The 18,917-nt window shown below is 67.7% G+C and carries 18 protein-coding genes; 1 reads left to right on the plus strand and 17 read right to left on the minus strand.

The genetic code is table 11. The features are described from left to right. Nucleotides 1–48 precede the first annotated feature (48 nt). The 13 genes from FK267_RS08975 to rapZ all read right to left on the minus strand — a co-directional run bounded on the left by FK267_RS08975 (nt 49) and on the right by rapZ (nt 12,704). The gene (locus tag FK267_RS08975; RefSeq protein WP_075379259.1) at nt 49–1,209 is read right to left on the minus strand and encodes a prephenate dehydrogenase; all 1,161 of its coding nucleotides are present in this window, start codon (nt 1,207–1,209) and stop codon (nt 49–51) included. Next, entirely contained in the window at nt 1,206–2,180 is a 975-nt protein-coding gene (locus FK267_RS08980) for a pseudouridine synthase (protein ID WP_141406974.1), read from the minus strand. Before FK267_RS08980 ends, FK267_RS08975 begins: the two co-directional genes overlap by 4 nt. Further along, nucleotides 2,177–2,776 carry an SMC-Scp complex subunit ScpB gene (gene scpB / locus FK267_RS08985; RefSeq protein ID WP_075379261.1) on the minus strand — a complete coding sequence of 200 codons (600 nt, stop codon included), beginning with the start codon at nt 2,774–2,776 and terminating at the stop codon, nt 2,177–2,179. Before scpB ends, FK267_RS08980 begins: the two co-directional genes overlap by 4 nt. Next, complete coding sequence (locus tag FK267_RS08990) at nt 2,773–3,594, minus strand: segregation and condensation protein A (protein ID WP_141406975.1); 822 nt, start codon at nt 3,592–3,594, stop codon at nt 2,773–2,775. The genes scpB and FK267_RS08990 overlap by 4 nt, the downstream gene beginning before the upstream one ends. Beyond that, nucleotides 3,584–4,456 carry a ParA family protein gene (locus tag FK267_RS08995; RefSeq protein WP_075379263.1) on the minus strand — a complete coding sequence of 291 codons (873 nt, stop codon included), beginning with the start codon at nt 4,454–4,456 and terminating at the stop codon, nt 3,584–3,586. Before FK267_RS08995 ends, FK267_RS08990 begins: the two co-directional genes overlap by 11 nt. A 161-nt stretch (nt 4,457–4,617) precedes the next feature. Continuing rightward, entirely contained in the window at nt 4,618–5,541 is a 924-nt protein-coding gene (gene xerD, locus FK267_RS09000) for a site-specific tyrosine recombinase XerD (RefSeq protein WP_075379264.1), read from the minus strand. Nucleotides 5,542–5,632: 91 nt separating this feature from the next. After that, a complete protein-coding gene (gene secG, locus FK267_RS09005) occupies nt 5,633–5,875 on the minus strand; it encodes a preprotein translocase subunit SecG (protein WP_009406441.1) in 243 nt (80 codons plus the stop codon). A gap of 230 nt (nt 5,876–6,105) precedes the next feature. After that, nucleotides 6,106–6,885, minus strand: a complete 780-nt coding sequence (gene tpiA / locus FK267_RS09010) for a triose-phosphate isomerase (RefSeq protein ID WP_075379265.1) — start codon at nt 6,883–6,885, stop codon at nt 6,106–6,108. Between the two features lie 15 nt (nt 6,886–6,900). Beyond that, nucleotides 6,901–8,094, minus strand: coding sequence for a phosphoglycerate kinase (locus FK267_RS09015; protein ID WP_010615172.1), 1,194 nt, complete (start codon nt 8,092–8,094; stop codon nt 6,901–6,903). Between the two features lie 112 nt (nt 8,095–8,206). Then, complete coding sequence (gap, locus tag FK267_RS09020; protein ID WP_004564944.1) at nt 8,207–9,214, minus strand: type I glyceraldehyde-3-phosphate dehydrogenase; 1,008 nt, start codon at nt 9,212–9,214, stop codon at nt 8,207–8,209. A gap of 251 nt (nt 9,215–9,465) precedes the next feature. Beyond that, nucleotides 9,466–10,446: a DNA-binding protein WhiA gene (gene whiA / locus FK267_RS09025; RefSeq protein WP_004564945.1), complete on the minus strand. Its 981-nt coding sequence runs from the start codon at nt 10,444–10,446 to the stop codon at nt 9,466–9,468. A 269-nt stretch (nt 10,447–10,715) separates the two neighbouring features. After that, nucleotides 10,716–11,726 carry a gluconeogenesis factor YvcK family protein gene (locus tag FK267_RS09030; protein ID WP_075379266.1) on the minus strand — a complete coding sequence of 337 codons (1,011 nt, stop codon included), beginning with the start codon at nt 11,724–11,726 and terminating at the stop codon, nt 10,716–10,718. A 3-nt stretch (nt 11,727–11,729) separates the two neighbouring features. Then, nucleotides 11,730–12,704 (minus strand): RNase adapter RapZ, encoded by a 975-nt coding sequence (gene rapZ / locus FK267_RS09035; RefSeq protein ID WP_060957942.1) that lies wholly within the window; start codon nt 12,702–12,704, stop codon nt 11,730–11,732. A 120-nt stretch (nt 12,705–12,824) separates the two neighbouring features. On the opposite strand from rapZ, the gene purT reads away from it, so the two are divergent. Continuing rightward, nucleotides 12,825–14,111, plus strand: coding sequence for a formate-dependent phosphoribosylglycinamide formyltransferase (gene purT, locus FK267_RS09040; protein WP_075379267.1), 1,287 nt, complete (start codon nt 12,825–12,827; stop codon nt 14,109–14,111). A gap of 36 nt (nt 14,112–14,147) precedes the next feature. On the opposite strand, the gene FK267_RS09045 is transcribed toward purT, so the two are convergent. The 4 genes from FK267_RS09045 to FK267_RS09060 all read right to left on the minus strand — a co-directional run bounded on the left by FK267_RS09045 (nt 14,148) and on the right by FK267_RS09060 (nt 18,892). Then, nucleotides 14,148–15,611, minus strand: coding sequence for a glycoside hydrolase family 1 protein (locus FK267_RS09045; protein ID WP_141406976.1), 1,464 nt, complete (start codon nt 15,609–15,611; stop codon nt 14,148–14,150). Between the two features lie 70 nt (nt 15,612–15,681). Continuing rightward, on the minus strand, nt 15,682–17,532 hold the full coding sequence (locus FK267_RS09050) for a beta-glucoside-specific PTS transporter subunit IIABC (protein WP_141406977.1): 1,851 nt from the start codon (nt 17,530–17,532) through the stop codon (nt 15,682–15,684). A 190-nt stretch (nt 17,533–17,722) separates the two neighbouring features. Beyond that, nucleotides 17,723–18,568: a PRD domain-containing protein gene (locus tag FK267_RS09055; protein WP_141406978.1), complete on the minus strand. Its 846-nt coding sequence runs from the start codon at nt 18,566–18,568 to the stop codon at nt 17,723–17,725. Nucleotides 18,569–18,679: 111 nt separating this feature from the next. After that, nucleotides 18,680–18,892, minus strand: a complete 213-nt coding sequence (locus tag FK267_RS09060) for a TOBE domain-containing protein (RefSeq protein WP_141406979.1) — start codon at nt 18,890–18,892, stop codon at nt 18,680–18,682. Nucleotides 18,893–18,917 lie beyond the last annotated feature (25 nt).

The following is an 18,917-nucleotide window of genomic DNA, read 5'->3' on the forward strand; positions in this document are numbered from 1 at the left end:
CCCATGAGTACTGACACAGGCGGACCTCGGTGACGGATTGAACCGGCTTCAGCCCGCGACGACGCGCCAGCCCTGGGCGTCCAGCGCCTCCTCCAGCCGTTGGGCGGCCGCAGGAAGGACGGAGATGAGGGCGATGCCCGCGCTCTGCCCGGCCGAGTGCTCCAGGGAGAAGTCCTCAATGTTGACGCCGGCGGCTCCGACGTCCGAGAAGAGCCTGCCCAGCTCGCCGGCGGCGTCGGGCACCAGCACCTGGACCTCGGTGTAGCGGCGCGGCGCCCCGCCGTGCTTTCCGGGGATGCGTTCCCGACCGAGGTTTCCCCGTGTCATGACATCGGTGACCGCGCCGACGGCCCCGGAAGCGACCACACGTGCCGCTCCCGGAGCTGTGTGCTCCGGACTGTCCGAATCGCAGGCGGCCGCTTCGATCCCTGTGATCAGTACGCCTAGGTCATCACGGATTCGGCGCAGCAGGTCGACCACGGGCCCGGCGTTGCCCACGATGATGGCCGACCACAACCTGGGATCCGAGGCCGCGATCCTGGTGACGTCACGAAGCCCCTGCCCCGACAGAGCCAGGGCCCCCTCCCCCAGCTCTTCCAGGCGGGCGGCCACGAGTGAGGAGACAAGCTGGGGCATATGGGAGACGGCAGCGACGGCAGCGTCATGCTCCGCCGCACCCATGCGCACCGGGGTGGCGCCCACATCGACCGCCAGGTTCCTGATGACCAGCTCCGCCTGTGGATCGGCGTCCTGGCCGACCACCACCCAGGGGCGCCCGGCGAAGAGGTCGCAGTCGGCGGCGCCGGCGCCCGAGCGCTCCCGGCCGGCCATCGGGTGGGAGCCGACGTACCTGCGGGCCTCGTCTCCCGCCCGGGCCCGGACCTCGGCGACGACCCGTTCCTTGACGGAGGCGACGTCAGTGACCACAGCACTGGGGTGGGCGCTCAGCTGCGCGACGACGACGTCGGCGGTGACGTCGGGGGGCGTGGCCACGACGACGATCTGCGGCTCAGGGCTGTCCTCGTCATGAAGCGATCCTGCTCCCATGTCTCGGGCCAGGGCCAGGGAGGTGGGCGAGGTGTCGGAGAGCAGGACCTCGACACCCGCCGCCCGCAGCGCCAGGGCGAGTGAGGTTCCCAGCAGCCCCGTGCCGACGATGAGCACCGGGCCGCGCGTGGACACTGACGCCCGCGGCTCGGGGGCGCTCACAGCCCGACCTCCTGCTGCAGTGCGGCGATCTCCTGGCCGCTGAGGGGGCGGGTCTGGCCGGGGCGCAGGTTGCCCAGCCGCAGCGGTCCGAGCCGGGTGCGCGCCAGACGCGTCACAGGGTGGCCGACGGCGTCCAGCATACGCCGCACGATGCGGTTCTTGCCGGAGTGGAGGTTGATCTCAACGATGGAACCGCGCGGCCCGGAATCCTTGACGGTCACTCGGTCCGCCTTGGCCTCACCGTCCTCCAGCTCGATGCCGCGCCGCAGCTTACGCGGGACCCAGGGCTCAACCTGTCCCTCAACGATGGCGACATAAGTCTTCGCGATCTCAAAACTGGGGTGCATGAGCCGGTGGGAGAGCTCGCCGTCGTTGGACAGCAGGAGCAGCCCCTCGGTCTCAGTGTCGAGGCGCCCGACATGCACCAGGCGCAGCGAGTCGGGCAGCTCGGGGTGCTCGGCCAGGTAGTCGCGTCCATACTGGGCCACGGTGGGGCGGCCCTCAGGGTCCTCCATGGTGGTGACGACCCCTGCCGGCTTGTGGAGCATGAGGGTGATGAACTCGGGGTTGGTGAGGATTCGGCTGCCGTCAACGCGGATCTCCTGGGTCAGCGGGTCCACCCTGACGCCTGCCTCGGTGACGGAGATACCGTCGACGCTGACGCGGCCGTCGGCGATGAGCTGCTCGCAGGCGCGGCGCGAGGCAACCCCTGCGTGGGCCAGGACCTTCTGCAGCCGTTGTCCGGAGGCGACGTGCGGGTCGTCCTGGCCGCCCTTGGTGGCACGCTCACGCATCTGGAGCAGACGAGCCTCCTCGTCCTCGTCGATGGCCTCGGCATCGAAGGCGGCCAGGTCGCCGGCGTCGGCCTGCTCGTCCAGCTCCTCGAGGTCATCCTCGTCGTAGAACTCCTGGGCCCCGAAGTCGCTGTGGGGCACGGACTCGGTTCGGGTGTGGCGGTTCCTCGGGGTCATGGGGTCCTCCTACCGGCCATCTCATCGGCCTGTTCGACGATCTCCCCCAGTGCCTCGACGCGGGGGAGGTAGGGAGCCAGGGGTGGCAGCTCGTCCAGGGAGTCGATTCCCAGGTACTCCAGGAAGTCTCCCGTGGTCCGGTACAGGATCGCACCGGAGGTCTCGGCACCGGCCTCCTCGATGAGGCCGCGGGCGTGCAGGGTGCGCATGACGCCGTCGACATTGACCCCGCGGATCTGTGCAACACGCCCGCGGGTGACCGGCTGCCGGTAGGCGACGACGGCCAGGGTCTCCAGCGCGGCCTGGCTCAGGCGCGCGGTGGCGCCGCCAATGATGAACTGCTCGACGAGGTCGGCGTGCTCGGGTACGGAGGCGAAGCGCCACCCGCCTGCCGCACGTCGCAGGAGGAATCCGTGAGCACGACTGCCGGGTGCCTCTCCCCGGTACTCGGCGGCCAGGTCCTCGAGCAGCTCCTCACAGATGCTCTCCTCAATGCCGAGGGCCTCGGCGATTGCAGAGGTGATCACCGGTTCATCGGCGACGATGAGGATGGCTTCAGCGGCACTGCGCAGCCGAGACCCGGCGGCTTCGCTCATGCGAATTCCTCCTCGAGCTCAGTGAGGTTCTCAGAGGTCATCATGCCGGTCAGGTCGTCCTGGCCGCCGCACCAGGTCACGGTGATCTCGCCCATGGCCTCGGTCTGGTCCAGCTCGGCACTGCCCTGCCGGTGGAGAATAAGCAGCGCCAGGAAGCGGGCCACCACGACGGCGGTGCGCTCGGCGTCCTCAATGATCTGGGCGAAGGTCAGGGTTCCGTGACTGCGCAGCCTGCTGGCGATGAGGCTCAGCTGCTCACCGACCGGTACCCGCTCGTGCAGGTGAACTGTCTGGACGCCCGGATCCGTGGGCCGGGTGAAGGCGCCGACCGCCAGCCGATTCAGCTCTTCTGGGGTGATGGTGGCCACGAGCTTGGGAAGCAGCGCCGCCAGGTGCGGTTCCAGGGCGACGATGCGGGGGTAGCTGCGTGCGGAGGTCTCCGCCCGGTGGCGGAAGGCCGCTGCGGCCTCCTTGAAGGCCCGGTACTGCAGGAGCCGGGCGAAGAGCAGGTCACGGGCCTCGAGCAGCTCGAGGTCGGGCTCTTCCTCGTCCTCGTCATGGGGCAGAAGGCGGTGGGCCTTGAGCGCCAGGAGGGTGGAGGCCACGACGATGAACTCCGATGCGCGCCCCAGGTCCCAGTCCGAGCGCATGTGGGCGATGAAGTCGTCGGTCACCTCGGCCAGTGCCAGCTCGGTGACGTCGAGCCGCTTGCGGGCGATGAGGCTCAGTAGCAGGTCGAAGGGGCCTTCGAACTGGGGCAGCGTGACGCTGAATCCGGGCAGCCGGGGCGGCCCCTGGTCCTCCGACTCAGGCGACATCGCCGCGGGCGATGACCTCGCGGGCCAGCCGGCGGTAGGCGTCCGCGCCGGGGTGGGAGGGCGCGTAGCTGGTGATCGGCTCATTGGCCACAGAGGCGTCCGGGAACTTGATCGTGCGCCGGATGCGCGTGTCGAAGAGCTGCTCGCCGAAGGCCTGCTCCAGGCGCTCGAGCACTTCTCGTGAGTGCAGGGTGCGGGAGTCCACCATGGTGGCAAGGATGCCGTCGATCTCCAGGGTGGCGTTGAGGCGGTCCTTGACGCGCTCGACGGTCTCCACCAGGAGCGCCACCCCGCGCAGGGCGAAGAACTCGGTCTCCAGGGGGATGATGACGCCGTGGGAGGCGGTCAGGGCGTTGATGGTCAGCAGTCCGAGCGAGGGCTGGCAGTCCACGAGGATCACGTCGTACTCGTCGAGAACCGGTCGCAGCACCCGCTTGAGGGCCTGTTCGCGGGCGACCTCGTTGACGAGCTGGACCTCGGCGGCGGACAGGTCGATGTTGGCCGGGACGATGTCCAGTCCCTCCACCGTGGTCTCGTGGATGACCGTGCGGATGTCCGGACGGCTGGCGACGAGCAGGTCGTAGATGGTGGAGTCGAGCTCGTGGGCGTTGATGCCCAGGCCGGCAGAGGCCGCTCCCTGGGGGTCGAAGTCGACGATGAGGACCTTGCGCCCCAGCTCGGCCAGTGCCGCGCCGAGGTTGATCGTCGTCGTGGTCTTTCCGACGCCGCCCTTCTGGTTGCACATGGAAATGACCCGAGCGGGTCCGTGCGACTCCAGCGGCGCGGGAACGGGGAAGTCCTTCTCCTCGTTCTCGTCGGTGCCGGGGTTGTCGATCAGGCCTGGCTGGATGGAGTCATTCACATCGCCCAGCCTAGTCGAAAGCCGACCGTCATCGCCCAGTTCAGACGGGACACGCCAGAGAACAGCCCTGACAGGAGCCTGCTTTCAGGCACGACCCGGTGCGCACTCAGGCTTCCCCCACCGGGGACCGGTGGCACGGTCTGCGACGAGGGGCTCGGCGATCAGGCCAGAGCCCGAGGGTGGCTGGTGGCGTAGACCTCCCGCAGGTGGTCGACGGTGACCTTCGTGTAAATCTGGGTGGTGGTGACCGAGGCGTGCCCGAGCATCTCCTGGACGACACGCACGTCCGCCCCTCCCGCCAGCAAGTGCGTGGCGAAGGAGTGGCGCAGAGTGTGGGGGGAAATGCGCCGCTCATCGGCGCCATCCGCCCCGATGAGCCCGGCCCGTTCAGCGGCCTGCTGCAGGACGGCCCAGGCGCTCTGCCGACTCAGGGGCCTGCCCAGGGTGTTGAGGAAGACCTGCGGTACTCCCCTGCCCTTCTCGGCCAGGACCGGTCTGCCTCGCACCAGGTAGGCGTCCAGCGCCTCCCAGGCGTAGGTCCCCATGGGAACCACGCGTTCCTTACGTCCCTTGCCGAACAGCCTCAGCAGCCGGGAGTCGGTGTCAAGGTCATCGACGACGAGCCCCACCGCCTCGGAGATGCGGGCTCCAGTGGCGTAGAGGACCTCCAGCAGCGCCCGGTCACGCAGGCTCACCGGGGAGTCGTCGACTCCTGCGGCCTCCAGAAGGCGGCGGACCTCGTCAATCCCTAAGGCCTTGGGCAGGCGTCTTCCGGGCTGAGGCGGGCGCACAGTGGCCGAGGGATCCTCGGAGGTGGTGCCCTCGGCCAGGAGGAACTTGTGCCAGCCGCGCACCGCGGTGACGGTTCTGGATGCCGAGGACGACGCCAGCGGGCGGGCGCCGTCGGAACCGGTGCGCAGGACCTCGAGGAAGCCGGCCACGTCATTGCGGCTGACCTCCTGCGGCGCCGAGATGCCGGCGCTCCTCAGGTAACGCAGGTAGCGGCCGAGGTCGCGCTCGTAGGCGCTCAGGGTGTGAGGGCTCAGCCCACGCTCAACACGCAGGTGGGCGAGGTAACCACGCAGCCCCCGGTCCAGGACGTCGCCACGTGGATCGGGGGTGGTGTCGACGGTCGGTTCCGTCGTGTGCGCAGTGCTCGTCGGAGTCCGCCGAGGCTCAGCCGAGCTTGGCGACCAGGCCGAGCCCGACGATCGTGATCGTCCAGATGATGGCCACCGCCACCGTGATGCGGTCGAGGTTGCGCTCGGCCACGCCGGAGGACCCTGCGGAGGAGGAGATACCGCCGCCGAACATGTCCGACAGACCGCCGCCCTTGCCCTTGTGCAGGAGGATCGACATGATGAGGAAGAAGCTCGAGAGGACGAGCAGCACCTGAAGGACGATACGCACTACGTTCACGTCACGTTCCCTTCGTTGTTGGTTCCGTCTTGCTGCGGGGGCCTCACGCTCCGGCAGGTCCGGCGCGACTCCCGACAGGGTCCGCGCCCCCACCTGTCCGCGTGGCAGTCTACCTGCAACGCACAGGGTCCCGGACACCTCGGGGTGTGAGGTGTCCGGGACCCTGTCAGCGAGCAGTGAGACGCTGCGGAGAAGTGATCGCTCAGTTCCTCCGCCGCGGCTCGGCTCGCTCAGGCGTAGAAGCCGGCCATGGCGGCGAAGGAGTCCGCCTTGAGGGAGGCTCCGCCGACGAGTGCGCCGTCGACGTCGGGCTGGGTCATGAGCTCCTTGATGTTGCCGGGCTTGGCGGAGCCGCCGTAGAGGATGCGGGTGGCGTCGGCCGTAGCGTCACCGTAGTCGGCGCGCAGGGCCTCGCGGATCGCTCCGCACACCTCCTGGGCGTCCTCGGCGGTGGCGGTCTCGCCGGTGCCGATGGCCCAGATGGGCTCGTAGGCGATGACGATCTTGGCGACGTCCTCGCCGCTCCATCCCTCCAGGGCGGCGCGGATCTGCCCCAGGACGAAGTCGACGTGGGTGCCGGCCTTGCGGATCTCCAGGGCCTCACCGCAGCACAGGATGGGGGTCATGCCGGCGTCGAGCACCTTGCGGGCCTTGGCGCCCACGAGGGCGTCGGACTCGCCGTGGTACTCGCGGCGCTCGGAGTGGCCCATGACGACGTAGCTGACACCGAGCTTGGTGAGCATCTCGGTGGAGATCTCGCCGGTGTAGGCGCCGTTGTCGTGGATGGAGACGTCCTGGGCGCCGTACTTGATGTCCAGGGAGTCGGCCTCGACGACGGTCTGCACGGTGCGGATGTCCGTGAAGGGCGGGATCACGAGGACCTCGCACTTGGTGTAGTCGTGGTCGTGGTCCTTGAGTTCCATGGCCAGGCCCTGGACGAGGTGGTTGGCCTCGAGGTGGTCGAGGTTCATCTTCCAGTTGCCCGCCATGAGCGGGGTGCGGTTACTCATCTGGGTTGCCTTCCTTCAGTCGTTGAGCACGGCGATACCGGGCAGGGTCTTGCCCTCGAGGAGCTCGAGGGAGGCGCCACCGCCGGTGGAGATGTGGGAGAACGTGGCCTCGTCGAAGCCGAGCGTGCGCACGGCCGCGGCGGAGTCGCCACCGCCGATGACGGAGAAGGCATCAGACTCGGAGATCGCCTTGGCCACGGCCTTGGTGCCCTCGGCGAAGGCCGGGAACTCGAAGACACCCATGGGGCCGTTCCACACCACGGTCTTGGAGGTGGCGATGGCCTCGGCGAAGAGCTTTCGCGTCTCAGGGCCGATGTCCAGGCCCATCTGGTCGGCGGGCAGGGCGTCAGCGGGTACCACGGTGGCGGGGGCGTCCGCGGCGAAGGTCGGGGCCACGACGGTGTCGACGGGCAGCAGCAGCTCGACGCCGTTGGCCTTGGCGGTCTCCAGGTAGCCCTTGACGGTGTCGATCTGGTCCTTCTCCAGCAGGGAGGTACCCACCTCGTAGCCCTGGGCGGCCAGGAAGGTGTAGGCCATGCCGCCGCCGATGAGGAGACGGTCGGCCTTGCTCAGCAGGTTGGAGATGACGCCGAGCTTGTCGGAGACCTTGGAGCCGCCGAGCACCACGGTGTAGGGGCGCTCGGGGTCGTTGACGGCGCGCCCCAGGGACTCGATCTCCTTGACGACGAGCAGGCCGGCGGCGGAGGGAAGCAGCTTGGCGACGTCGTAGACGGAGGCCTGCTTGCGGTGCACGACGCCGAAGCCGTCGGAGACGAAGACGTCAGCCAGGGCGGCGAGCTCGGCGGCGAAGGCCTCGCGCTCGGCGTCGTCCTTGGAGGTCTCGGCGGCGTTGAAGCGCACGTTCTCCAGCAGGACGATCTCACCGTCACCAGCTGCGGCGACGGCGGCCTTGGCGGACTCGCCCACGGTGTCCTCGGCGAGGGTCACCTTGACACCGGTGACCTCGGCGAGGCGCTTGGCCACAGGGGCCAGGGAGTAGTCGGGGTTGACCTGCCCCTTGGGGCGCCCCAGGTGGGCGGTGATGATTACCTTGGCGCCGGCGTCGAGCAGGGTGCGCAGGGTGGGCAGAGCGGCCTGGATGCGGCCGTCGTCGGTGATGTTCTTGTCGGCGTCCAGCGGCACGTTGAAGTCGGAGCGGACCAGGACTCGCTTGCCCTTGAGGTCGCCCAGGGACTCGATGGTCTTCATAAAGCCTCTCATCGGTTGTGGGTGATGGTGTGGGTGTGGGACGGACGGCGCCCGCGCACGCATAGCGTGGCGCGGGCGCCGTCTTCTAGAGAGTCATGCTCTCGGTCTGGTCTCAGGCGAGCTTGGAGCCGACCAGGGAGGTCAGGCGGACCAGGGCGTTGGAGTAGCCCCACTCGTTGTCGTACCAGGAGAGGACCTTGACGAGGTTGCCGATGACCTTGGTCTCGGTGGCGTCGAAGATCGAGGTGTGCGGGTTGCCCACGATGTCGGTGGAGACGATCGGGTCCTCGGTGTACTCGAGAACGCCCTTGAGCTCACCCTCGGCGGCGGCCTTGACGGCGGCCTTGACGGCCTCGACGGAGACCTCCTTCTCGGCGATGAAGGTCAGGTCGGTCAGCGAGCCGGTCGGGGTGGGGACGCGCACGGCCAGACCGTCGAACTTGCCCTTGAGGGCGGGCAGGACGAGGGCCACGGCCTGGGCGGCACCGGTCTTGGTGGGGATCATGTTCAGCGCGGCGGCGCGAGCACGGCGCAGGTCGCTGTGCGGGGCGTCGAGGACGCGCTGGTCACCCGTGTAGGAGTGGATGGTGGTCATGATGCCGCGCTCGATGCCGAAGTTCTCGTGGAGAACCTTGGCCAGGGGGGCGAGGCAGTTGGTGGTGCACGAGGCGTTGGACACGATGTTCATCGTGGCGTTGTCGTAGTCGCCCTCGTTGACACCCATGACAAAGGTGCCGTCGACGTTCTTGGCGGGAGCGGAGATGACGACCTTCTTGGCGCCACCGTCGAGGTGGGCCTTGGCCTTCTCGCCGTCGGTGAAGAAGCCGGTGGACTCCACGACGACCTCGACGCCCAGGTCGCCCCAGGGCAGGTCGGCGGGGTTGCGCTGAGCGAGCACCTTGATGTGCTTGCCGTTGACGGTGATGCCATCCTCGTCGTAGGAGACCTCGCCGTCGAAACGACCGAGGATCGAGTCGTACTTGAGCAGGTGGGCCAGGGTCTTGTTGTCCGTCAGGTCGTTGACGGCGACAACCTCGATGTCGGCGCCCTGCTCGAGGGCGGCACGGAAGAAGTTGCGGCCGATCCGGCCGAAGCCGTTAATACCAACGCGGGTGGTCACTTTGTGTCCTCCTAGTGCGCCGGTTGGCGGCGCACGGTTGCTGGGGCTCTTTTCACACATGGCGTGTGCTCCGGAACCTCCTCTTCAGCTCACATCCGATTCAGCTCCGGTACGGCCGAGTCTAGTCACACTGGGCAGGCGCTGGGAGTCGCCGACCACGCCACGGGCGAACACTGTGATGCACAAGCCAAACCGAGGGGACCAAAGACCATCAGGCGCCCCAAAGGCAAGGACCGAGGTCCCATCTCACCTCAGGGCTCGAGCATCTCCTGGGTGAGAACCGACTCCGTGTCGGGGATGCCCAGCTCGTGGGCCTGCTTGTCCGCCATGGCCAGGAGGCGGCGGATACGTCCAGCGACGGCGTCCTTGGTCAGCTGTGGGTCGGAGAGCTGCCCAAGCTCCTCCAGGGATGCCTGCTTGTGCGCGATGCGCAGGCGACCGGCCTGAAGCAGGTGGGCGGGGACATCGTCCCCCAGGATCTCGAAGGCTCGCTCGACGCGGGCACCCGAGGCGACGGCGGCGCGGGCCGAACGGCGCAGGTTGGCGTCGTCGAAGTTGGCCAGGCGGTTGGCGGTCCCCCGGGACTCGCGCCGAGATCGGCGCTCGGCCCACACCTTGAAGGCCTCCGGCGCCCCCATCCGCTCCAGGAGAACACCGATGGCCTCACCGTCGCGAACGACGACGCGGTCGGCCCCGCGCACCTCTCGGGCCTTGGCGGAGATGTCGAAGCGCCGCGCGGCCCCGACCAGGGCCAGTGCGGCCTCGGAGCCGGGACAGGTGACCTCCAAGGAGGAGGACCGGCCGGGCTCGGTCAGGGATCCGCGGGCCAGGAAGGCTCCACGCCAGGCGGCAGCGGCGGCGTTGCGCCCTCCTTGAATAACGGACACCGGCATGCCCCGCACCGGCCGGCCCCGGTCGTCGACCAGCCCGGACAGCCGGGCCAGGTCCTTGCCGCGCTTGGTCACTCGCAGCACGTAGCGGGACCCTCGGTGCAGGGAACCGCCCTGAACCACCATGACCTCGGGCTCCATCCCGTAGAGCTCCTTGAGGTGCTGGTGCAGGCGCCGCACCGCTCCGCCGTGATCGAGCTCGGCCTCGACGACGATGCGCCCGGAGACGATATGGAGCCCTCCGGCGAAGCGCAGCATCGCGGAGACCTCCGCCCGTCGTTGGGCGGCGTTCTCAGTAGCGACGAGCGCGAGCTCATCCTTGACGGTGACCGTCAGCGACATGGGCGGGCTCCTCGTGGTCGGGGTTCGTGATTCGGGACTGGCAAACATGGTTGACGCTGCGGCCGTTGCCAGGGCGTCCCGGGGGGTGCTGGCGAGGCGCAGCTCGAACATGCGCGGGCGAAGCGACTCAAGACGTCAGGGCGATGTCATACGGCGCCCGAGGCGTATCAATGGAGAATTTTTAGCCGCAGCACCCGGCAGCCGGCTGGAAGCGGCCGCCGAGAATTATGAACGATCATGCACAGCGGGACTCTTCAATGAGTCCAGCATCACATGTCATCACGTCTACTGAGATCGGTGACGTCCCCCAGAGCCCCCTCGAAGGCGTCCCGGAAGGCGGCTGCCAGGCGAAGCGGATCGTGGTGGCACAGGGCCTCGCCAGTGCGCACCTGGCGCAGGACGACGGTGGCCCCCATGGCGGCGGCCACCTCTGCAAGATCCTCGACGTCCTCAACGGTGGAGGGGTCGGCCAGCACCACGTCCAGGCGCAGGTCGGGCGCGTACTGGCTCAGGACCCGAAGATGATCGGCACTGGTCATCCCGTCGGTCTCGCCCTGCTGAGCGGAGAGGTTGAGGACCACGACCTTGCGGGCCGAGGTGTTCACCAGCGCGCGGCGCATGGACGGCAGGATGAGGTGCGGGAGCACCGAGGTGTACCAGGAGCCGGGCCCCAGGACCACCCATTCGGCCTCATCGATGGCGCGCAGCGCCTCGGGGTGGGCCTCGGCGTCCTGAGGAACCATCCCCACGTTCTCCAGACGTCCGCGGGCCGAGGCCACTGCCACCTGACCACTGACCCGGCGTCGACTCCCCCCGGAGACGATGTCGGCCTCAATGACCAGGGGTGAGGAGGACATAGGAACGACGCGGCCGTGGATCGTCAGCAGGCGCCCCACCCAGTCGAGCCCGGCGACCTCGTCCCCCAGCAGCTGCCACAGCGCCAGGATGAGCAGGTTCCCCAGGGCATGATTGTCGAGCTCGCCCTGCCCCTCGAAGCGGTGCTGGAGCACGTCTCGCCAGGTCAGGCCCCACTCGGAGTCCTCGCAGAGCGATGCCAGCGCCATTCTCAGGTCTCCTGGCGGCAGACAGTCGAACTCTCGGCGCAGGCGTCCCGAGGAGCCTCCGTCGTCGGCGACGGTGACGACGGCGGTAAGCCGGTGGGTGACGTGGCGCAGCGCCCGCAGCGTGGCGGACAGTCCGTGCCCGCCTCCCAGGGCGACGACGGCCGGCCCCTCCTCACCACGACGGGGCCAGCCCGCCGCATCGATCGTGGTTCCCACTGCCTACTCCCGTCCCAGATCGCGGTGCTGGACAACGACCTCGAAGCCCCCGCGCCTCAACCTGGCCCCGAGCCGCTCCGCCGAGGCCACGGAGCGATGCTTGCCGCCAGTACAGCCCACAGCCAGGGTGACGTGGGGCTTGAGCTCATCGACGTACTGCGGGAGCGCGGGGATGAGCAGGTCGGCGTAGCCGTCGACGAAGGCCGCCGCCCCTTTCTGCGCGAAGACGTAGTCAGCCACAGGTGCGTCGCGCCCGGTGAGGTGGCGCAGCTCGGAGACCCAGTAGGGGTTGGGGATGAAGCGCACGTCCAGGACGTGGTCGGCGTCCAGGGGAATGCCGTACTTGAACCCGAAGGACATGACGTTGATACGCAGGGCCAGGTCGGACTCGTGCGCCACAAGCTCGCGCACCCGCCGGGCGAGGTCGTGGACGGAGTAGTTGGAGGTGTCGATGACGCTGTCGGCCACGCCCCGCAAACCCCCCAGGAGAGTGCGCTCGTGCTCAATCCCGTCCAGGACGGAGCCACTGCCCTGCAACGGGTGGGGTCGGCGAGAGGACTCAAAGCGTCTGACCAGCACGGCGTCGGAGGCATCCAGGAAGATGAGCCTCACGTCGGTGCCGTTGTTGCGGACCTTGCGCAGATAGTCCATGAAGTGGGAGAAGAACTCGCGACTGCGCACATCGACCACCGCGGCCAGCCGGTGCACACCGGCGCCGACCGTCGTCATCATTCCCGACAGAGCCGGCAGCAGCTGGGGCGGCAGGTTGTCCACGACGTACCAGTCGAGGTCCTCCAGCGCGTTGGCCGCGCGCGAGCGCCCCGCCCCGGACATACCCGTGACAATAATCATCTCAGGGCGTTCCGCCGGGGGAACCGGAGGAGTCGCCTCATCGAGGGCGGGGATCTCAATGGGAACCGTGTCCTGAAGCCGCTGGCGCTTGCCGGAGGAGGACTGAGGGCGGCGCTCGTCATGCATGCACCAAGCATCGCATGCCCAGCTCGGTCCACCCATCGCCGACGGCGGATTACCGGTAGCGTTTCCTTGTTGCCAGCACTCACGGCCGCCGGTTCTCGGCGCCAGATGCCAGGAGGCCCCATGAGCCCCTCCCCCATGTCCGACCAGGCTCCCTCATGCCAGTGCATGCCCCAGGAGACGCCGATGCGTCGGCCCACCGCCCCAGTGCTGGGTACGCCCTGGACCAACAGCGCAACGAAGGTGGCGCTGCTGGGCGCCGGTGAGATCGGCAAGGAGGTGGCAATCGCTCTGACCCGCCTGGGGGTTGAGGTCACGGCGATCGACCGCTATGAGGGGGCTCCGGCCCAGCAGGTGGCGCACAACGCCATGACGGTGGACATGAGCGACCCCGAAGCGCTGACGGCCGCCATCCGCGCCAGCGGTGCCGCCGTCGTGATCCCGGAGATCGAGGCGCTGGCCACCGACGCCCTGGCGGCCCTGGAGGAGGCCGGCGAGGTGCGGGTGGTACCGACGGCCCGCGCGGTGCAGCTGACGATGAATCGTGAGGGCATCCGACGCCTGGCGGCTGAGGACTTGGGGCTGGCAACCAGTCCCTACGCCTTCGCCTCGTCCTTGGACGAGCTGCGCGCAGGTGCTCAGCAAGTGGGCTTTCCGTGTGTGGTCAAACCGGTCATGTCCTCATCGGGGCACGGCCAGTCTGTGGTGCGCGGGCCGCAGGACCTGGAGGCGGCCTGGCGTTACGCGGCGGCCGACGGACGCGTGGACCGAGGCCGGGTCATCGTGGAGGGCTTCGTGCGTTTCGATACCGAGATCACGCTGCTCACGGTGCGCTGGCGTCATCCCGGCACCGGGGAGACGGTGACGAGCTTCTGCGAGCCGATCGGGCACCGGCAGGTCGATGGGGACTATGTGGAGTCCTGGCAGCCGCAGCCCCTGAGCCCGGTGGCCCTGGAACGGGCCCAGCAGGTGGCCGAGCGCGTGACCGCGGCGCTGGGCGGCTGGGGCCTGTTCGGGGTGGAGCTGTTCATCTGCGGGGAGGAGGTTCTCTTCTCCGAGGTCTCCCCGCGCCCCCATGACACCGGCCTGGTGACACTGGCGAGCCAGCGCCTGAGCGAGTTCGAGCTGCACGCCCGCGCCCTGCTGGGCCTGCCCGTGGACACCACGCTGCGCTCCCCCGGCGCCTCGGTGACCATCAAGGCGACGGGAGAGTCCGCGCCGGGTGAGGGTGTGCGCTTCGCGGGTCTTGACGAGGCCCTCGCTCAGGAGGGGGTGGATCTGCGGCTCTTCGGTAAGCCTGAGGCCCACCCGGGGCGGCGCCTGGGCGTTGTCGTGGCCTACGCCGACGACGTGCAGGTCGCCCGAGATCGGGCGCGGTCCGCCGCTCGGGCGATCCGTCCCAGCGTCTGAGTCAGATCGCCCAGGCGGGCCGTACCGTCCCAGCGGTTACCCCTGTGCCGCATCCTGTGGCGAGGGAATGAGGCAGGCGCCGTTGGAGGCGATGATGTCTCGGTACCAGCCGAAGGACTTCTTGCGGTAGCGGGCCAGGGAGCCGTTGCCGTCGTCGTCGCGGTCCACGTAGATGAAGCCGTAGCGCTTAGACATCTGGGCGGTGGAGGCCGAGACCAGGTCGATGCAGCCCCAGGAGGTGTAGCCCAGGACCTCGACGCCATCAGCGAGTGCCTCGGCGACCTGGACCAGGTGGTCGTTCATGTAGGCGATACGGTAGTCGTCCTCAACCGTGGGGCCGTTGGGGCCGTCAACGAGAACATCCTTGGCTCCCAGACCGTTCTCGACAATGAACAGGGGCTTGCCCCAGCGGTCCCAGTAGTCGTTGAGGATGGTGCGCAGGCCCGCCGGGTCGATCTGCCAGCCCCACTCGGAGGCCTCGAGGGTGGGATTGGGAACGCCGCCCATGAGGTTGCCCCGGCCAGCCTCGGCCGACTGGGTAACGGTCTCGCACACGGACATGTAGTAGGAGAAGGAGACGAAGTCGACGGTGTGCTCCCGCAGCAGCGCGCGATCCTCCTCGGTGATCTCCAGCTCGATGCCCTTGTCCCGCAGGGTGCGCAGCAGGTAGCCGGGGTACTCGCCGCGCACGTGGAGGTCCCCGAAGGCGTAGTTGGCGCGCTCGGCCTGCTTGGCGGCCCACACGTCTCGGGGGTCGGGGGTGAGTGGATAGGTGGGTACGGCCAGGATCATGCAGCCGACCTGGATGTCGGGGTTGGTCTCGTGGGCGATCTTCGTAGCGGCCGCGGAGGCGACGAGCTCGTGGTGGATGGCCTGGTAGAGGTCCTGCTCGCTGAGCCTGTCCTTGGGGGTGGCGATGCCGCCGGACAGGAAGGGCTCGTGGAGGACGGAGTTGATCTCGTTGAAGGTGAGCCAGTACCTGACCCGCTTGCCGTATCGCTCGAACAGGGTGCGGGCGTAGCGCTCGAAGAAGCCGATGAGGCGGCGGTCGGTCCAGCCGTCATAGGTGCGGGCCAGGTGGAGCGGGGTCTCGTAGTGGCTGATGGTGACCAGCGGCTCGATGCCGTGCTTCTCGAGCTCGTCGAGGACCCGGTCGTAGAAGGCGAGCCCCTCCTCATTGGGCTCGGTCTCGTCACCGAGCGGGAAGATACGGCTCCAGGCGATGGAGAAGCGGAAGACCTTGAAGCCCATCTCCGCCATCAGAGCGATGTCCTCGGCATAGCGGTGGTAGAAGTCAATGGCCTCGAGCTTGAGGTTGTCCGGCGTGGGAGCCTGGGTGGGAGGGGCCAGGATGCCCCGGGGCATGACGTCCTGGACGGACAGGCCCTTACCTCCCTCGTTGTAGGCGCCCTCGATCTGGTTGGCGGCGGTGGCTCCGCCCCACAGGAAGCCATCGGGGAAGCGCAGAGAGCTCTCGGGAGTAGTGGGCGTGGCGGTCATGGGTGATCTCCTGTGTATTCGCTCGGCTGGTAGTCGTTGGGAAAGAGTGGTGTTCGGGAGGGTGATTGGTTCAGTGGTCGATCTCAACCACGGTGCTGCTGGTCGTCACCTCGCCGTCAACGATCGGGACAACGGCGCCCAGTGAGGCGGTGTTGGTGACAACGAGGATCGTGGTGGGGTCGTAGCCGGCATCACGAACGGCCTTGAGATCCACGTCGACCAGAGGCTCGCCGCGCACGACTCGCTCACCGGCACTCACTTTGGGGGTGAATCCCTCGCCCTTGAGATTGACGGTGTCCAGGCCGACATGGATGAGGACCTCAACGCCGTCGTCGGTCTTGATGCCGTAGGCGTGACCGGAGTCCATGGCGGTGACGACAGTCCCAGATACCGGTGCGACGACGTGACCGTCGGAGGGGACGATGCCGACTCCGTTGCCCAGGGCCCCGGATGAGAAGACCGGGTCGGCAACATTCTCCAGCGGCATGGCGGAGCCGTTCATCGGTGCCGTGAGCGCGGTGGTGGGCTCGGCGTCGCCCTGCGCGGCGGCGGTCGGGGAGGGTTCCTCCTCGGCCGGGTCCTTAAACCCGACGACGAGGGTGAGGGTCAGGGAGACGACGACGGCGACGGCCATACCGATGAAGACCAGGACGAGGTTTCCGTGGTTGATCAGCGCGGGAATACCGATGAAGGAGGGGAAGACGAAGGAGGTGGTCGCCCCGTTTCCTGCTGCGACAATGACGCCACCCGCAGCACCGCCGATGCAGCCGTAGAGGAAGGGACGTTTGAGAGGCAGATTGACACCGTAGATCGCGGGCTCGGTAATGCCGGCCAGGAAACCGGACAGCGATGCCGGTCCAGCCAGCTCCCGCATCTTCTTGCTGCGCGTGCGGATCATAACGCCGAGGGTCGCGGCCGCCTGGGCCAGAACGGCAGGGAAGATCGGTCCCGCTATGAGGGAGAATCCCGGGTCGTTGTACTGGGCGATCATGACCGGAACCAGGCCCCAGTGCACGCCGAACATGACGAAGACCTGCCAGAAGGCTCCCATGATGGCTCCCGCCACCCAGGGTGCGTGTTCGAAAAGCGCGTTCATCAATGAGGCGATGCCGTTCGACGCCGCCGTCGTCACCGGGCCGACAGTGATAAGGGTCAGGGGGACCATGATGAGCAGCACGAGCAACGGAACTGAGAAGTTTCGGATGGATGAGGGAAGGAGCCTGGTCAGCCAGCGCTGCAGATGGGACTGGAACCATACAGCCACAATGATCGGAACGAGCGAGGAGGTGTAGGACGCCATGACCACCGGAATGCCGAAGAAGGTGACCGCTCCGCCGGCATCGTTGAGCGCGACAATATCGGGATACACCAGGGCTCCGGCCAGGGCGACGGCCGTCATTTCGTTGGCCTTGAAATAACGCGCTGAGGTGATGGCCAGCAGGATCGGCAGGAAGAACAGGGCCGAATCGCCTGCGGCATTGAGGATCGTGTGGGTGGTGGAGTCCTCCTTCAACCACCCCAGCGTGGTTGTCAGGGTGAGGAAGGCCTTGATCAGGCCTGCTCCTGCGAGCGTCCACACCACCGGGTTGATGAGGGCCGAGACCATCTTGATGAACCGGTCGAACAGGCTGCCGCCGTTGCCGGTCGTCTCATCGTCGCTGCCAGTCAGGTCGGTGAGCCTTCCCAGCTCCTCGTAGAGCAACGGCACGTCGTTACCGATGACCACCTGGTACTGACCTCCGGCCTGCACCACGGTGACAACGCCGTCGAGTGCCTTGACGGCCTCGGTTGCGGCCTTGGACTCGTCCTTGAGGACGAATCGCATGCGGGTTGCGCAGTGGGTCATGGAGGAGACGTTCTTCTCGCCTCCGATATTGTTCAGCAGCTGCGGCGCCAGCGCCGCGTAGTCGACCTTCGCCATTGATGTCCTCCTGAGCGAGTGACCGCTTCCAGGGAACAAAAAAGACCCGAGACAATGCCAGCGTGGGAACGCTGACGTGTCTCAGGTCTTGCCCCTGACGGGTCACAATCCTGTGAATCCCTCAATGGAATTCACTACGAATGGTATGAACAATCAGATCAGCAAACAAGATAGCGTTCTGTGTTACGCGTCACTTTGGAGAGTCTAGGGAGGAGATCAAACGGGCGATGTGCAGGGCGAGGTAGGCAGTCTCGTCCTCGGTGACGGCGACGCCCAGGCGGATCTCCATCAGGTCCCGGATGCGCAGAGCCACCCGGTAGGAGTCAGGGGCTGAGCTGCGCAGAGCCTGGGCCACCAGGGAGGCGGTACCGTCCTCGATCTGTACCGCGGTACGTGCGCGCACCAGGAAGTAGCGCAGGTGGACCGCGAAGCGAGCGGCGTTGACGGAGTCCGGGTCGAACGCCTCCCCGTAGGTCTTCTCCAGCAGTCCCATGACCTGACCGATGAGTCGCGACTGCTCGCCTGCGGCCTGGGTCGAGGGGGCGCCGATGGCAGCGGTGAAGAGGTGAAGGGCCAGTGCGACAGCCTCACCTCCCGGCAGCTTGACCTCTTGAGCGGCGTTGATCTCCTCGACCATGACCTCGGCCAGCCGCAGCTCCTCGGGATGCAGATGGGCGACCTCGGCGCGCAGCGGATAGTCCATGACCAGCCCTTGGCGGACCCGCTCCATGGCCTGGTTGATGTGGTCAACGACGGCAATCAGGGTCGAGGACGGAACATCCGCGTTCAGCCCCTTGGCCGCCTTGCGGAAGATCCTCTCAATGAGAGCCAGGCGCTCCAGCGGGATTCCGGCGATGACCTCCGCCACCGACTGGGCGTTGTCAGCCGGGATGAAGCGACGGGAGATGAGGGAGGCATCGACACTCTGGCCGCGCTTGCGCTGAAAACCGAGGCCCCGGCCGGTCAGGATCGCCTCACGCCCAATCTCGTCGCGCGCCAGCACGACGTTGTTGTTGAGCACCCGCAGTATCTCCACGAACCGATTGTGCCATGGGCCGTCCGCCCCTTTGGTGGGGAACGACGACGACCCATGGCACGGAAACCGGCGCCGGGCTTGGCGCGGGTGTTGGGCCTGTTGAAGCCTGCCTCAGTCCTGGAGGCCCACCATGACGGAGGACGCCTTGACAACGGCGACCGCCTTCTTGCCCTCTGCCAGCTCGAGTTCCTCGATGGCCGCGTTGGTGATGGAGGAGGTGATGATGACGCCGGGAGCGATCTCGATCTTGACGACGCCGTTGACGGCCCCCTTCTCAATGGAGACGACAGTGCCGGGCAGCTGGTTGCGCGCAGAGATCTTCATACGAGCTTCCTTTCGAGTTGATGAC

Source organism: Actinomyces oris (genome assembly GCF_006546825.1).
Classification (GTDB): domain Bacteria; phylum Actinomycetota; class Actinomycetes; order Actinomycetales; family Actinomycetaceae; genus Actinomyces; species Actinomyces oris.

Coding starts and splice junctions, on each gene's coding strand:
- FK267_RS08980 (WP_141406974.1), bottom strand. CDS start 2,180: ATGACCCCGAGGAACCGCCACACCCGAACCGAGTCCGTGCCCCACAGC.
- scpB (WP_075379261.1), bottom strand. CDS start 2,776: ATGAGCGAAGCCGCCGGGTCTCGGCTGCGCAGTGCCGCTGAAGCCATC.
- FK267_RS08990 (WP_141406975.1), bottom strand. CDS start 3,594: ATGTCGCCTGAGTCGGAGGACCAGGGGCCGCCCCGGCTGCCCGGATTC.
- tpiA (WP_075379265.1), bottom strand. CDS start 6,885: ATGAGTAACCGCACCCCGCTCATGGCGGGCAACTGGAAGATGAACCTC.
- FK267_RS09015 (WP_010615172.1), bottom strand. CDS start 8,094: ATGAAGACCATCGAGTCCCTGGGCGACCTCAAGGGCAAGCGAGTCCTG.
- whiA (WP_004564945.1), bottom strand. CDS start 10,446: ATGTCGCTGACGGTCACCGTCAAGGATGAGCTCGCGCTCGTCGCTACT.
- rapZ (WP_060957942.1), bottom strand. CDS start 12,704: ATGCATGACGAGCGCCGCCCTCAGTCCTCCTCCGGCAAGCGCCAGCGG.
- purT (WP_075379267.1), top strand. CDS start 12,825: ATGAGCCCCTCCCCCATGTCCGACCAGGCTCCCTCATGCCAGTGCATG.
- FK267_RS09045 (WP_141406976.1), bottom strand. CDS start 15,611: ATGACCGCCACGCCCACTACTCCCGAGAGCTCTCTGCGCTTCCCCGAT.
- FK267_RS09050 (WP_141406977.1), bottom strand. CDS start 17,532: ATGGCGAAGGTCGACTACGCGGCGCTGGCGCCGCAGCTGCTGAACAAT.
- FK267_RS09060 (WP_141406979.1), bottom strand. CDS start 18,892: ATGAAGATCTCTGCGCGCAACCAGCTGCCCGGCACTGTCGTCTCCATT.